Below are 13,545 nucleotides of genomic sequence, written 5' to 3'. Positions count from 1 at the left end.
TGCTGCCGGCTCCGGATTAGAGGAAACCGGCGAACTTGCCGACGATACCGAGTACCACCGTGATGACGATGAGGCGCAGCGGGCTCCAGCCTTTGCGGATCAGGGCGTACATCGCCAGGGTGTAGAGCAGCGGCAGGAAGGCGGGCATCAGCTTGTCGAGCACATCCGCCTGCAGTTTGACGACTGCATCACCGGCAGTGATCTCCAGCGTGGTGCCAAGACGCACGTAGGTGGCGACCAGCGCGCCGATCACCGTCATACCGACGATGGAGGCAGCATGCCCCACCTTGCGGGTATTGGCCTTGATGACCGGAATCGCCGCTACCCCCATGCGGTAGGCGTAGTGCGCCAGACCAAAACGCAGGCCGAAGTGGACCACGTTGAACAGCAGGAAGAAGACCACGGCACCCATGATGGAGCCCTGCAGCGCCAGATCTGCCCCTATGCCGCCACAGATGGGGAGCAGGGTGAGCCAGAACATGGCATCGCCGATCCCGCCGAGCGGTGCACCAACGGCAATCTTGGTGCTCTGGATGCTGTTGACGTTCTGCTTGGAGCGCTCCATCGCCAGCACGATCCCCATCACGAAGGTGACCAGGAAGGGGTGGGTGTTGAAGAAACCCATGTGCCCTTTCATGGCCCGGGAGAGATCCCGCGGATTGGTGTGGATCTTCTGCAGTGCCGGCAGCAACCCATAGAGCCAGCCGGAGGCCTGCATCCGCTCATAGTTGAAGGAGGCCTGCAGCAGCAGGGAGCGCCAGGCAAAGCGGTTGATATCCTGCTTGGTCAGCTCGGCGCCAAGCTGCTGATCTTCATAGGTGTCGTCGGATTGTGGCCGGGTATTGTGCGGTTCGGCGCTGGAGATGATCCGCGCAGCTGTGTTGTTAGATGCCATCTTCGGTTTCCTCCTGAACAGGACGAGCTTGCGGGGTGGTGGTACGCATGAAGTCGATCAGGGCCATGGCCAGCGCGGCGGCGGCGATGGCCAGAACCGGCAACTGGAGCCAGGCGGCAGCGACGAAACCGAGGATGAAGTAGGGGATATAGACGTTCTTCATCATGATCTTGAGCAGCACGGCAAAACCGATGGCGGGCATGATGCCGCCAGCAACGCCGAGGCCGTCGATGAGGCGGGCAGGTAGCACGTCGATGGCCGCCTTGGCATGTTCGGCCCCGAAGTAGGTGGGCAGGAAGGCACAGAGGAAGTAGAAAGTGCCCAGCGCCAGCAGTGCCAGGTAGTTGACCCGCTCGATACCGCGCACGTCAGCCGCTTCGGCCATGCGATCGCAGCGGGACATCACCCCCGACATCACCGAGAAGAGGAAGGTGATCCCCATCTGCACGGCAACGGCGAAGGGAACGGCAACCCCTACCGCCACATCCGGCTTGACCCCGGTGGTGATGGCGAAGGTGGCGCCGACTATGGTGCCGATAATGACGTTGGGCGGTTGCGCCCCCGCCAGCGGGGCCAACCCCATCCAGACCAGCTCCAGAGTACCGCCCACCAGAATACCGGTAGGCAGGTCGCCGAGGATGAGGCCAACCAGCGGCCCCAGCACCACGGGACGGTGGAAGTGGGTCAGACCGTTGAACAGGTCGAGTCCGGCGAAGAACGCCAGGATGCCAAGCAGCAGACCTTGTAACAAACTGATTTCCATCACAATTGTCCTTAATCAGAGCAAATTGAAAATGTCCTGTGCCGGTTCGGTCGGCACGCCCTGGACATAGCACTCGACACGGGCGTCCCGCAGGGCGCGAAATGCGGTGATGTCCTGTTCGTCCACGGATACGGTCTTGTGGATTTGACGCTTGCCGTCGGCGTAATGCATGTTGCCGACGTTGATCCGGGAGATGGGGACACCTCCCTGAACCAGAGTGTTGAAATCGGTCGGGTTTTTGCAGACCAGCAGGATCTTCTGGCGATCTGCCGCCTTGTGGATGTTGTCGATCACCTTCTGGAGCGGCCAGAACCGCACCGCAATGCCTTCGGCCAGCACCATCTCCATCAGGTTCTGCTGGATGGGGTCCTCTGCCACCTCGTCGTTGGCGACCAGCACCAGATTGGCACCGGCAAAGCCGACCCACTGGACGCCGACCTGACCGTGGATCAGACGCTCATCGATCCGGCTCAATACGATATTGGGCATCACAGCACTCCTTCTTGGTGGAACGGATAGATATTGACCCCCTGTACGACCCGGTTGACCTGACCGGTGGGGCAGGGATTGTCCGGGCTGATCCCCAGTCCCAGCGAGGTATGGAAGGCGTAGTACTGGGCATAGAGCAGGTAGCAGAAGGCGAGCTGGGCATCGTCGCCATGCAGGGTGGCGGGCAAATAGATGTACTCCCCCTCCTCGATGGCGGGATGGCGCTGGTCGGCGATGGCGACCACCCGGGCGGCCTTGCCATCGCTTCGCAGCTCGCGCAGCAGATCCAGATCGTATTGCCGGGTGTAAGGGTCGTTGGAGATGAGCAGCACGATGAGCGTCTGTTCGTTGACGACCGATTTCGGACCGTGGCGAAAGCCGGTGGGGGAGTCGAACATGGCGACCAGACGGCCGGCTGTCAGCTCCAGCAGCTTGAGTGCCGCCTCTTGCGCCACCCCTTGCAGACTGCCGCTGCCAAGATAGATGACCCGCTCGGGCAACGGCTCGTTCCAGGCCGGTACGCGCTGCACAACCTGCTCCAGAATGGCGTCGCTGGTAGCGACCAGCTGCTCGCAGTGCTGGCGGTTGAACCGCTCTGGCAGAAAGAGAGCCAGACAGCTCAGCATCATGCTGGTCAGGCTGCTGGTCATGGCGAAGCTGCGATCATTGGTCTGGGGCGGCATCAGCAGGGCCAGAGAGTGGGCATCTTGCTGGCAGCGGCGATAGAGCGCCCCTTCACCGTTGCAGGTCAGCACTAGATGGTGGCAGTGGCTGAGCAGCTGGCTGGCCAGTTCGACCGCCGCCACGCTCTCGGGGCTGTTGCCGGAGCGGGCAAAGGAGATAAGCAGGGTCGGGCAATCTTCGGCCAGATACTCGGCCGGATTGGTGACGATATCCGTGGTGGCGATCGCCTCGACCCGGGCATGCAGGTGGGCCGAGAGATAGGGGGCGAGCGCCCGACCGGCAAAGGCGGAGGTGCCAGCCCCGGTCAGGATGATGCGCAGCTCTTGTCGGGCGAGCAGGGGGGTCAGAAAACGGGTCAGCGCAGGACGGCACTCCTCGACCATGGCGAGGGTCTCGCGCCAGGTGGCGGGTTGCTGGCGAATTTCACGGGCAGTCGCCAGGCCATTGGCACTGCGCAATATCTCTTCTGAATAACCAAGGATCATGTCTGCAACTCCTTATACAACAGGGTCGAGCTGGGAATGGCGGCGAGAGGCCGCAGTGCAGGCGCTGGCGTAGTGCCGCAGCACCTCCTGCACCTGATCGAGAATGAGGTCATGGGGATTGGCCGAGAGCGTGCCCTGACGCACCTTGCGATACTGCAGGGGCAGATGCTGGCTCAGCAGGGGGAGCGGGATGGGCTCCGCCGCCAGATTGGCCAGCAATCTGGCGTAGCACTCATCGACCCGGCTATCGGGCCAGTAGTAGCGAATGCGATCCGAATAGCTGTAGCCACGGGCCAGCCGGCACTCGTTGGCACTGCCCTGGTAGTGGTTGCGCCAGAAGTCGGGGCGCTCCAGCATGGTCTCTTCCATCACCTTGCGCAGACCTGAACAGGCCTTGGCCACCACCAGCTCCTCCTCGATGGCGGCGAGGGCAAACAACGCTTCGCGCAGGGCGAAGGTGAGGGCGGGGCCGACTTTGAGAATGGCAAAGTGGTCGCGTACCAGCTGGCGGTAGGCCTCGGGAGTCTGGTAATCGGTGGAGTGGGCTTCGAACACCATGTGGGGATAGGCTTCGATCATCCGGCTAAGGGGCGCCGCTTTTTCGGGCCGGTAATCGATGACGCGGGTATGGTCAAACTCGACGCCGGGTTGCACCACCAGACCGATCACTCTGGGCCAGATATGGGCCAGCCCCGCCTTGTTGAAGGCCTGTTGATGGGCCTCGAGGGTGTGGCGTGCCGCCTCCGGCGTGGTGACCGCCAGCTCGGCAAGATCTTCATGGGCACCGCCCGGCACCGGCACCTCGGTGCCAATCACATAGACCAGATCGCTCTCGCCAAAAGTGGCCAGACAGGTTTGCTCGGCGATCTGCGCCAGCCGTGCCGCCCTTTCAGCGACCAGCTCATCGGTCAGGGGAACGGGATCACCCTGACAGGACATGCTGCAGTCGAGGTGGATCTTCTTGAACCCGGCAGCGACATAGCTGGCGATGAGATCTCCGGCATGGGCCATGGCCTGCTCGGCCGGTTCCCCCTGCCAGCGGTTGGGGCCCAGATGGTCGCCCCCCAAAATGAGGCGCTGCGCCGGAAAGTGACACTGTGCCGCCAGCTCGTAGAGGCGATCGCGAAAGTCGGCGGGGGTCATGCCGGTATAGCCGCCAAACTGATCCACCTGATTGGATGTGGCCTCGACCAGCAGCAGCTCATCCCCTTCGGCGGCCAGCCGTAGCGCGGCCTCCAGCACCAGCGGGTGAGCGGAGCAGACGGCGTAGATCCCGGTCTGTTCTCCCTGTTTATGTCTTTCGACCAGTGCCAGCATGGATTTCATTTTGATGTTCCTTGGTTGCTGCGGATGGAAATGTTCTTTCGATTTCTTTTCTTTACGGTAGTGGGGAGGAAAAGAAAACGAAACAAAAGAGTCGTCAGATCTTGAAAGGGATCACAAAAAGAAAGGTATCGAAAGATTTTGAATGGTGGGGAAAGATGATGAGAGTAGTGGTAAAGCGTAATGAAGGCTTGATTTGGCACCTTCGCTGAGCGTTAATATGCAAACGTAACGAAGTGAAAGCGATCTTTCACTACAGCATTCCGGCAGAAGAACTATGCAAACAAGCGAAAAAGGTGCGCTCGGAACCAGCGAGCGGCGGGAGCGGATTATTCAGCAGCTGCGCAGCAATGGCAGCGTTCAGGTCAACGAGTTGGCGAGTCACTATCAGGTCTCTACCGTGACCATCCGCAACGATCTGGCCTTTCTGGAGAAGCAGGGGGTGGCCGTGCGTGCCTACGGTGGCGCCCTGTTGTGCGAGCCGGGTCAGACGGTGCCGGAGCGCACCATTGCCGACAAGAGTGTGCTCAATACTCCCGTGAAACAGCGGATAGGCGCGCTGGCGGCGACCCTGGTGCCCTCAGGTTGTCGCCTTATCCTCGATTCGGGGACGACAACACTGGAGGTAGCGCGACATCTGAAGGGACATCAGGAGATCCTGGTGATGACCAACGGCATGAATGTGGCGAATGAACTGCTCGAAGCAGAAGGGGTGGAGCTGCTGATGACGGGCGGACATCTGCGCCGCAAGTCGCTCTCCTTCTACGGTGCGCAAGCGGAGCAGTCCCTGCAAAACTACCACTTTGACATGCTGTTTCTCGGGGTGGATGGCATCGATCTGGAGCGCGGCGTCAGCACCCATCATGAGGACGAAGCGCGCCTCAACCGCTGCATGTGTCAGGTAGCCGAGCGGATTGTGGTGGTCACCGACTCCAGCAAGTTTGGCCGGCGCAGCCTGCACAAGATCATCGATACCCTGCGTATTCACACCCTGATCACCGACGATGCCGTGCCTGCCGATATCCTTTCCGGTTTGCGCAATGCCGGTATCGAAGTGCTGCTGGTACCGGCCGATGGCGGCAAGGGGCAGGAGAAGCAGGGGCAATATAATCCAGTGCAATCAGCTATAAGCGGTTGATGACAAACGCGATAGACTGGGTTTCTCACTCACTGATCGAGCCTGTTATGTACCACCCCGATATCACCGAACTTGAACCTGTCGCCCGTGCGGCGGGAGCGGCCATCATGGCCATCTACAGCCAGCCCTTCGCTGTGGAGTACAAGAGCGACGAGAGTCCGCTGACCGCGGCCGACAAGGGGGCTCATGAGGTGATCGTTCAGGGGTTGGCGCGGCTGACTCCGGATATTCCCGTATTGTCGGAGGAGTCAGGGCCCGAGGTGATGGCTGCACGCCACGGCTGGTCCCGCTACTGGCTGGTGGATCCCCTCGACGGCACCAAGGAGTTTGTCTCCCGCAACGGCGAGTTCACCGTCAATATCGCGCTGATTGAAGGGGGGGCGCCGCGCTGGGGGCTGGTCTATGCCCCTGTGCTGGACAAGCTCTGGTATGGCGGAAAGGGTCTCGGTGCCTGGCGCATCGCCGATGGCAAGCGCGAGCCTATCCAGACCCGGCCTCATCGTGAAGGCGAGGCGTGGCGAGTGGTGGGCAGTCGCAACCACCTGTCGCAGGAAACCCTCGATTTCTTGGCTCCTTTTGGCGAGATCGAGCTGGTTTCCATGGGCAGTTCGCTGAAGTTCTGCATCATTGCCGAGGGGGGCGCCGAGCTCTATCCGCGCCTCGCACCTACCTGCGAGTGGGATACCGGCGCTGCACAGGCGGTGCTGGAGGGGGCGGGTGGCAGCGTCACCCAGCTCGATGGCTCACCCCTTGCCTACAACAAGCCCGATATCCTCAATCCCTGGTTTGTCGCCAGAGCGTGACCTTGTTGGTGCGCTGAGCATCGCGCAATAAAAAGAGGCCGGAGCGGGTTGTACATCCGTTCCGGCCTCTTTGTATTTGACGCAGTTTTAAAAGACTTTCTTGAACGGCTTGATGGTCACTTTGGCATAGACGCCAGCTACAACATAGGGATCGGCATCGGCCCAGGCTTTGGCGTCAGCCAGCGAGGCAAACTCGGCGATGACGGTGCTGCCGGTAAAGCCTGCATCGGCCGGATCCTCTGCATCGATAGCCGGGTTGGGGCCGGCGGTCAGCAGGCGCCCTTCATCCTGCAGGGCTTGCAGGCGAGCCAGATGGGCAGGGCGAACTTGCTTGCGCAGTGGCAGGCTATCGGGGACATCTTCGGAGTAGATGAGATACCACATGAGACAATCCTTTTCTGATGAGGGTTACTTTTTGGGTTCGTCTTTTTGCTGGGACAACTGCTCGGCAGGGATATGGCGATAGAGATAGACGCCGCTCAGCAGGGTAAAGACCAGCGTCATCCCCAGCAGGCCGAACACCTTGAAGTTGACCCACATCTCCTGCGGCAGGTTAAACGCCACGTAGAGGTTGAGCAGGCCACAGACGGTAAAGAAGCCGACCCAGCCGAGATTGACTGTGTCCCAGACCTTATCGGGCGCTTGCAGCTCTTTGGCCAGCATCTGTTTGATCAGATTCTTGCCAAAGCCGTAGCGGCTGATGAGCAGACCCAGTGCGAACAGTACGTTGATGACAGTCACTTTCCACTTGATAAAGGTGTCATCGTGGAAGAAGACAGTGAGGCCGCCGAAGAAGCCAACCAGCAGGAAGGTGAATAGCTGCATCTTCTCGACTTTGCGATAGCGGATCCAGCTATAGGCGAGCTGCAGACCGGTGACCACCACCAGTGCGCCGGTAGCCATGTAGATGTCGTAGAACTTGTAGACCGCGAAGAAAACGATAAGTGGAATAAATTCAATAAATTGCTTCATTGTTGGCGCCTAGTCCTCAAAGATGGCCTGCAAATTTCGCCCAGTCTACCTGCATGGCGGACAACGGCAAATGAATAAGACCGCTCATTTTTACGCCGGTTCCGTGCTGTCGCCAAACAGTTGGCGAGCAATGGTGAGCCCCAGTCGCTGCTGATCGGCCAGCAGGTCGCGAATATGACGCTCTTCGATAAGCGGGTTGAGCAGCACGGCGCGCAGCAGGGTGAGCGGTTGGGCGCCGTAGCGCAACACAGCGCGCTGGGTGCGGGAGACAAAGCTGTGCCCCTCGGCGCGCTGGGCTTTTTGTAGCGCCACGTTGAAGGCGTTGATCTGCTCGTTGGCCGCTTCGTCCAGCACCTTGCCCTGCAGATGGGGCGGGATGCAGCGGTAGGAGAGCAGGTTCATCACCGGTGCCGACATCAGCTCGAAGGCGGGGTCACTTTCGATGAGATCTGCCATCAGCCGGGCGCGGTCGTAGTTGGCCTCGATCAGGTCGGCATAGCCTTGCTGGCCAAACAGCTGGAAGGCGGCGTCCAGATAGAGGGCGTTGGCCGGGCGGGTGCCCTCCAGCGTAAAGCGGCCCTGATCGAACGAGGTGGCGCGAATGGCATAGGGCGCCTCCCGCTTGACCGCCATCATCAGGTCGGGCTGGCGGCAGAGCAGCATGCCGGTACCGAGCGGCACCAGCAGCTGTTTGTGGCCATCGAGGGTGACGGTATCTGCGCGCTCGATCCCGGCCAGCAGGTTTTGATAGCGGGGGGAGAAGAGGGTCGGGCCACCCCAGGCAGCATCCACGTGGAAGTGGATCTGCTCTCGTTCGGCAATGGCCGCCAGCTCAGGCAGGGGATCGATGGAGCCAAAGTCGGTACTGCCTGCCACGCCGACCAATGCCAGTACTTTCAATTTCTGCTCTTTGCACTGGATCAGCGCCTGTTCCAGCGCAGCCAGACTGAGCCGGTTCTGCTCGTCGGTCTCGAGGCGCCAGACGCTGCGGGCGCCCAGTCCCAGCAGATCCATCCCCTTGTCGAAGGAGTAGTGCATCAGCCGGGAGCCCAGAATGACTGCACCGCGATAGCCTTGCTCATAGAGCGCGAACAGGTTGTCGCCGCAGGCGCGGTTGCGGGCCAGCCAGAGAGCTGTGACGTTGGCGATGGTGCCGCCGCTGGTCATGACGCCGAGGGCGGCATCCTTGGCATGCATCTGCTCGCCGTAGAACGCATCGTCCCTGCCATAGATGAGGCGGTGCAGCTTGGCCAGCACCTCCCGCTCCAGAAAGCTGAGCAGGCGGGAGGACTCCATCTTCATCGGATTCTGGTTGAGCATCACCAGCAGGCGCGACAGCTCGGCGGTATAGGCCGGCAGGGGCGCCGTCATGTGGCCCATGTAGCGTGGCGAGGTGAGGTGCGAGGCGCCGGGTACCAGAGTAGCCAGCCGCGCCAGATACTCCTCGATAGGTTGGCCGACTGCAGGCATGCGGGATTGATCGAGCTGGTGGGTGAACAGGTCGCGCTGATAGGGGGCCTGACTGTCGTCGGAGTGGTGGAAGCTCTCCAGCAAGGTGTTCATCGCCTCGCCAAAGGCGGGATCCGCTTGTGCAAACAACTCAGTCAACTTCATCAGGTTCTCCAGACCAGGTCACCGGGTTAGGTGTCTATGCCGCTTGTCTCGGGCATCGGCGGCAGAGCATACACCAAAGGGGGGCGGGTGACAGCCACCCCATTTTTTAAGCGAACACTTGTACTCCGAAATGGTGCTGGGTAGAGTGAGCCACAGTTATTGTGGAGTCGATGTTATGAGTGGTGTGATGGATTACTCCCCCCGGGAGGAGCTGGCAAACCGGCTGAGTCACGGTGCGGGATTGTTGCTGGGGATTGTCGGGCTGGTGCTGTTGCTCATCAAGGGATGGGGACAGGGTACGCAGGCGCTGGTGAGCTACAGCCTCTATGGCGGCAGTTTGGTATTGCTCTATCTCGCCTCGACCCTCTATCACAGCATGGCTGAAGGGCGTGCCAGACGCTGGTGCAAGGTGTTTGATCACTGTGCCATCTATCTGCTGATTGCCGGCACCTATACCCCCTTTCTGCTGGTGGCGCTCGATACGCCGTTGGCGAAGGGGTTGATGGTGGTGATCTGGGCCCTGGCGCTGGCCGGGGTGGTGTTCAAGCTGGTGTTTATCAACCGCTTCAAGAAGTTGTCGCTCTTTACCTACCTGATGTTGGGCTGGCTGTCGCTGGTGGTCATCTACCAGCTCTATATCCATCTGGCCGGTGAGGGGTTGTTGCTGCTCGGGCTTGGCGGCCTTATCTACAGCCTCGGGGTCATCTTCTATGTGGCCAAGCAGCTCCCCTATAACCACGCCATCTGGCATATCTTTGTGCTGGGTGGCAGCGTTTGTCACTTTATGGCCATTTACGGCTACGTCGCCTAACGTCTTGTAACTAGCCCTTAATTGGTATTTTTGGCGCGTAAAAGGATAAATTCGTGCGGTATCACACAGTTGGCATCAGCGTTTGCTGACAAGCTAGGGCCAGTTCAATTCGCAAAGGATGCACGAAATGAGTGAAATCGCGCTTTCCATCAGCATGTTGTCGCTGGTGGCAGTGCTAGGACTCTGGCTGGGAAACTGGCGAGTCTATGGCGTTGGGTTAGGGATCGGTGGGGTGCTGTTCGGCGGCATCATAGTGGGTCACTTTGCCGGGGTGTCAGAGCTGGCGCTCGATGAGCAAACACTCCATTTTATTCAAGAGTTTGGCCTGATCCTGTTTGTCTATACCATCGGCATTCAGGTCGGCCCCGGTTTTTTCTCGTCATTGCGCAGCTCCGGACTCAAGCTCAATGCCTTTGCTGCTTTGCTGGTTATCCTGGGGTGCATCGTTGCGGCGGCACTTCATCAACTGTTTGATGTGCCGCTACCGGTGATCCTCGGGGTCTTCTCCGGTGCCGTGACCAATACCCCATCTCTTGGTGCGGGTCAGCAGATCCTGGCGGAGCTGGGAGCTCCCCATGGTTCAACCGGGCTGATGGGGATGGGATACGCAGTGGCCTATCCATTCGGCATCTGCGGCATTTTGCTCACCATGTGGCTGGTCAGGGTCTTCTTTCGCATCAAGATCGACGATGAAGCCGCCCAGTTCGAGTTGCAGACAGGTAAAACCAAGGAGAGCTTGCAGACCATCAACATCGCGGTACGCAACCCCAACATGCATGGCTTGATGCTGAGCGAGATCCCGAGTCTCGACGAGTCTGATGTCATCTGCTCACGCCTCAAGCGTGGCGACGAGCTGATGGTGCCGCGCCCTGATTCCCGTATCGAGCTGGGCGACCTGCTGCACCTGGTTGGTGAGCGCCATGCACTGCACAAGGTGTTGCTGGTGCTGGGTGAAGAGGTCGACACCTCCCTATCGACTCGCGGTACCGACCTGAGGGTGGAGCGGGTCGTGGTGACCAACGAGCAGGTGCTGGGCAAGAAGATCCGCGATCTTGACATCAAACAGCGCTATGACGTGGTGATCTCGCGCCTCAACCGGGCCGGTATCGAGCTGGTACCGACCAGCCAGACCAGTCTGCAGTTTGGTGACATCCTCAACCTGGTAGGTCGTCTCGATGCCATCGAGGCCGTGACCAATGTGGTCGGCAACGTGCAACAAAAACTGCAACAGGTGCAGATGTTGCCGGTATTTATCGGGATTGGCCTCGGCGTATTGCTCGGCTCCATCCCCTTCTACCTGCCCGGATTCCCGGCCGCTCTCAAATTGGGTCTGGCGGGGGGGCCGCTGGTGGTGGCGCTGATCCTGTCGCGGATCGGCAGCATCGGCAAGCTCTACTGGTTCATGCCCCCCAGCGCCAACCTCGCGCTGCGGGAGATCGGGATCGTGCTGTTTCTGGCGGTGGTTGGCTTCAAGTCAGGGGCCGGCTTTGTTGATACCCTGATCAACGGTGATGGCCCCTCCTGGATGCTATATGGGGCAGCGATTACCCTGATCCCCTTGCTGGTGGTCGGGGTGCTGGCGCGTCTCTATGGCAAGATGAACTATCTCACCCTCTGTGGCTTGCTGGCTGGCTCCATGACGGATCCTCCCGCATTGGCCTTTGCCAACGCCATGCACCCGACCAGTGGTGCCAGTGCGCTCTCATACGCCACTGTCTACCCGCTGGTGATGTTCTTGCGGATCATCTCGCCACAACTGCTGGCCATCATCCTCTGGGCCGGTGCATAGGGTTAAACCGGACAGGAGCATGCCTTGTCATGCTCCTGCCATTATAATGTAATATATTGATAATTTTAGTTTTTATTTTTCGGTAATCCCCTCATCACCCTTCTGTCTGGCTGAACGGTCCAGCCTCAAATCAGTCTATTCTTTCGAATTTTCGAACTGGTTATTTGCTCTCTCTCTGTGCAGAGTAGGCTGTGGCTTTTTGCATGCAAATCAGGATTCAGGAGAGAACATGATTACCAATTCCGTTACTCTGGAACAGGGCGTAACCGTCACCCAGCTCAAAGGTCAAGTTTATCAGGTGGCTGCAGATGGTAGCCGCAAGTTGCTGGTGGAAGGGGATGTGCTGCCGAAAGGGGCGGTGATCATGTCGCCGGATGGCGCCAGTTTCATGGGCGGCGGACAGTCTTTCAATGTGCAACCTGCCAGCGAGCAGAGTGAGCCTGCCGAAGAGGAAGATGCTCCCCAGCTGGCGCAAAACAGTGCCGCAGGCACACCCGATGATATCAGTGCCCTGCAAGAAGCCATTTTGGGTGGCGCTGACCCGACTCAGGCCTTTGAAGCCTCCGCCGCAGGCGGTGCACCTGCTGCCGGTGGTGGCGGGGTTGGTGGTGTAGCCGGAGCCAGTGGCAACGGCGGTTTTGTCACCATCGACCGTACCGGCTCCGCAACCATTGCCGAAGCGACCTTCGATACCACCTACAACACCAATGGCGAGCCACCGCTGGATGCTGCAGGAGAAGATGAGGTATTTGACCTTACGCCTCCAACCATCTCCGTGGTAGCGCCAGACAATACCAATGACACCACTCCGACCCTGACCGGAACCACGGATGCGCCTGCTGGCAGCACGGTGACCCTGGTGGTGACCGATGCCAACGGCAATCAGCAGACCCTGACCACTATTGTCACACCTAATGGCACCTTCACCGTGGATGTCGCCACACCGCTGGCCGAAGGGGGCTATCAGGTGACGGCTTCCGTGACCGATCCGGCCGGCAACACCGGCACCGCGACCGATGATGGCAGTGTGGATGTAACCGCTCCGGTGATTACTGTTGATGCACCTGACAATACCAATGACACCACCCCGACCATTACGGGCACTACGGATGCACCTGCTGGCAGCACGGTCACTCTGGTCGTGACCGATGCCAATGGCACTCAACAAACGTTGACCGCCATCGTGCAACCGGGTGGTGGTTACAGCGTAGATGTCACTACTCCGCTGGCGGAAGGCAGCTATAAGGTGACGGCCAGCATCACCGATCCGTCTGGCAACACAGGTACCGCTACCGACGATGGCAGTGTTGATAGCAAGGCCCCTGACCTGGCCATCACCCTGGATGCCGACATCACCGCCGACGACGTCATCAACGCCGCTGAAGCGGGTCAGCAGATCCCGGTCAGCGGCACCGTGACGGGCGAGTTCAAGGTAGGGGACACCGTCACCCTGACCGTCAACAACACCGAATACACCGGCAAGGTGGCTGCCGATGGCCGCTTCACCATCCTGGTGGCGGGCAGCGATCTGGCGGCCGATGGCGACCGCACCATCGATGCCAGCGTGACCAGCACCGACGTGGCGGGCAACAGCGCCACCGCGACCGACAGCGAAGGTTATGAAGTGGATACTGACCTGCCGAGCATCGACCTGGCGGCGATTGGCGATGGCAACCTGTCGGTGGATGAAGCCAAGGCGGTCGAGCTCAAGGGCACGACCAGCAACGTGGAAGATGGTCAGAAAGTCACCCTGACCGTGACCGACGTGAACGGCAAGTC

The 13,545-nt window shown here is 60.0% G+C and carries 13 protein-coding genes; 5 read left to right on the top strand and 8 right to left on the bottom strand.

Annotated elements, in window-relative coordinates:
* Window positions 1-16: 16 nt before the first annotated feature.
* The 5 genes from agaE to kbaZ are packed head-to-tail and all read right to left on the bottom strand — an operon-like array spanning window position 17 to window position 4,642.
* Window positions 17-895 (bottom strand): PTS N-acetylgalactosamine transporter subunit IID, encoded by an 879-nt coding sequence (agaE, locus tag G5306_RS19485; RefSeq protein ID WP_005354370.1) that lies wholly within the window; start codon window positions 893-895, stop codon window positions 17-19.
* Complete coding sequence (gene agaW, locus G5306_RS19480) at window positions 885-1,658, bottom strand: PTS N-acetylgalactosamine transporter subunit IIC (RefSeq protein WP_005354369.1); 774 nt, start codon at window positions 1,656-1,658, stop codon at window positions 885-887. Before agaW ends, agaE begins: the two co-directional genes overlap by 11 nt.
* A gap of 15 nt (window positions 1,659-1,673) precedes the next feature.
* Window positions 1,674-2,147, bottom strand: a complete 474-nt coding sequence (agaV, locus tag G5306_RS19475) for a PTS N-acetylgalactosamine transporter subunit IIB (RefSeq protein ID WP_005335358.1) — start codon at window positions 2,145-2,147, stop codon at window positions 1,674-1,676.
* Window positions 2,147-3,316 (bottom strand): SIS domain-containing protein, encoded by a 1,170-nt coding sequence (locus G5306_RS19470; RefSeq protein WP_421313521.1) that lies wholly within the window; start codon window positions 3,314-3,316, stop codon window positions 2,147-2,149. The genes agaV and G5306_RS19470 overlap by 1 nt, the downstream gene beginning before the upstream one ends.
* Window positions 3,317-3,328: 12 nt before the next feature.
* Complete coding sequence (gene kbaZ, locus G5306_RS19465) at window positions 3,329-4,642, bottom strand: tagatose-bisphosphate aldolase subunit KbaZ (protein WP_421313519.1); 1,314 nt, start codon at window positions 4,640-4,642, stop codon at window positions 3,329-3,331.
* Window positions 4,643-4,916: 274 nt separating this feature from the next.
* On the opposite strand from kbaZ, the gene G5306_RS19460 reads away from it, so the two are divergent.
* Both G5306_RS19460 and cysQ read left to right on the top strand, forming a co-directional pair.
* On the top strand, window positions 4,917-5,777 hold the full coding sequence (locus G5306_RS19460; RefSeq protein WP_421313517.1) for a DeoR family transcriptional regulator: 861 nt from the start codon (window positions 4,917-4,919) through the stop codon (window positions 5,775-5,777).
* A 47-nt stretch (window positions 5,778-5,824) separates the two neighbouring features.
* Entirely contained in the window at window positions 5,825-6,580 is a 756-nt protein-coding gene (gene cysQ, locus G5306_RS19455; protein ID WP_421260601.1) for a 3'(2'),5'-bisphosphate nucleotidase CysQ, read from the top strand.
* 87 nt (window positions 6,581-6,667) lie between these two features.
* Here the strand turns inward: cysQ and G5306_RS19450 are convergent, their stop codons facing one another.
* The 3 genes from G5306_RS19450 to G5306_RS19440 form a co-directional block, all read right to left on the bottom strand.
* Window positions 6,668-6,964 (bottom strand): YciI family protein, encoded by a 297-nt coding sequence (locus G5306_RS19450; protein ID WP_265061416.1) that lies wholly within the window; start codon window positions 6,962-6,964, stop codon window positions 6,668-6,670.
* A 24-nt stretch (window positions 6,965-6,988) separates the two neighbouring features.
* Window positions 6,989-7,552, bottom strand: a complete 564-nt coding sequence (locus G5306_RS19445; RefSeq protein ID WP_064335576.1) for a septation protein A — start codon at window positions 7,550-7,552, stop codon at window positions 6,989-6,991.
* Between the two features lie 90 nt (window positions 7,553-7,642).
* A complete protein-coding gene (locus tag G5306_RS19440; RefSeq protein ID WP_421313515.1) occupies window positions 7,643-9,166 on the bottom strand; it encodes an aminotransferase class V-fold PLP-dependent enzyme in 1,524 nt (507 codons plus the stop codon).
* A 175-nt stretch (window positions 9,167-9,341) separates the two neighbouring features.
* Here G5306_RS19440 and trhA point away from each other — a divergent pair, with 175 nt between their 5' ends.
* From trhA to G5306_RS19425, 3 genes are all read left to right on the top strand, one after another.
* The gene (gene trhA / locus G5306_RS19435) at window positions 9,342-9,977 is read left to right on the top strand and encodes a PAQR family membrane homeostasis protein TrhA (RefSeq protein ID WP_421313513.1); all 636 of its coding nucleotides are present in this window, start codon (window positions 9,342-9,344) and stop codon (window positions 9,975-9,977) included.
* A gap of 127 nt (window positions 9,978-10,104) precedes the next feature.
* Window positions 10,105-11,766, top strand: a complete 1,662-nt coding sequence (locus G5306_RS19430) for a putative transporter (protein WP_216952965.1) — start codon at window positions 10,105-10,107, stop codon at window positions 11,764-11,766.
* A 229-nt stretch (window positions 11,767-11,995) separates the two neighbouring features.
* On the top strand, window positions 11,996-13,545 hold a 1,550-nt coding region (locus G5306_RS19425; protein WP_421313511.1), incomplete at its 3' end, for a retention module-containing protein.

It is taken from the genome of Aeromonas sp. 603404 (genome assembly GCF_049171775.1).
GTDB classification, from domain to species: Bacteria; Pseudomonadota; Gammaproteobacteria; order Enterobacterales; family Aeromonadaceae; genus Aeromonas; species Aeromonas veronii_A.
This window is presented reverse-complemented; position numbering and strand designations above follow the sequence as displayed.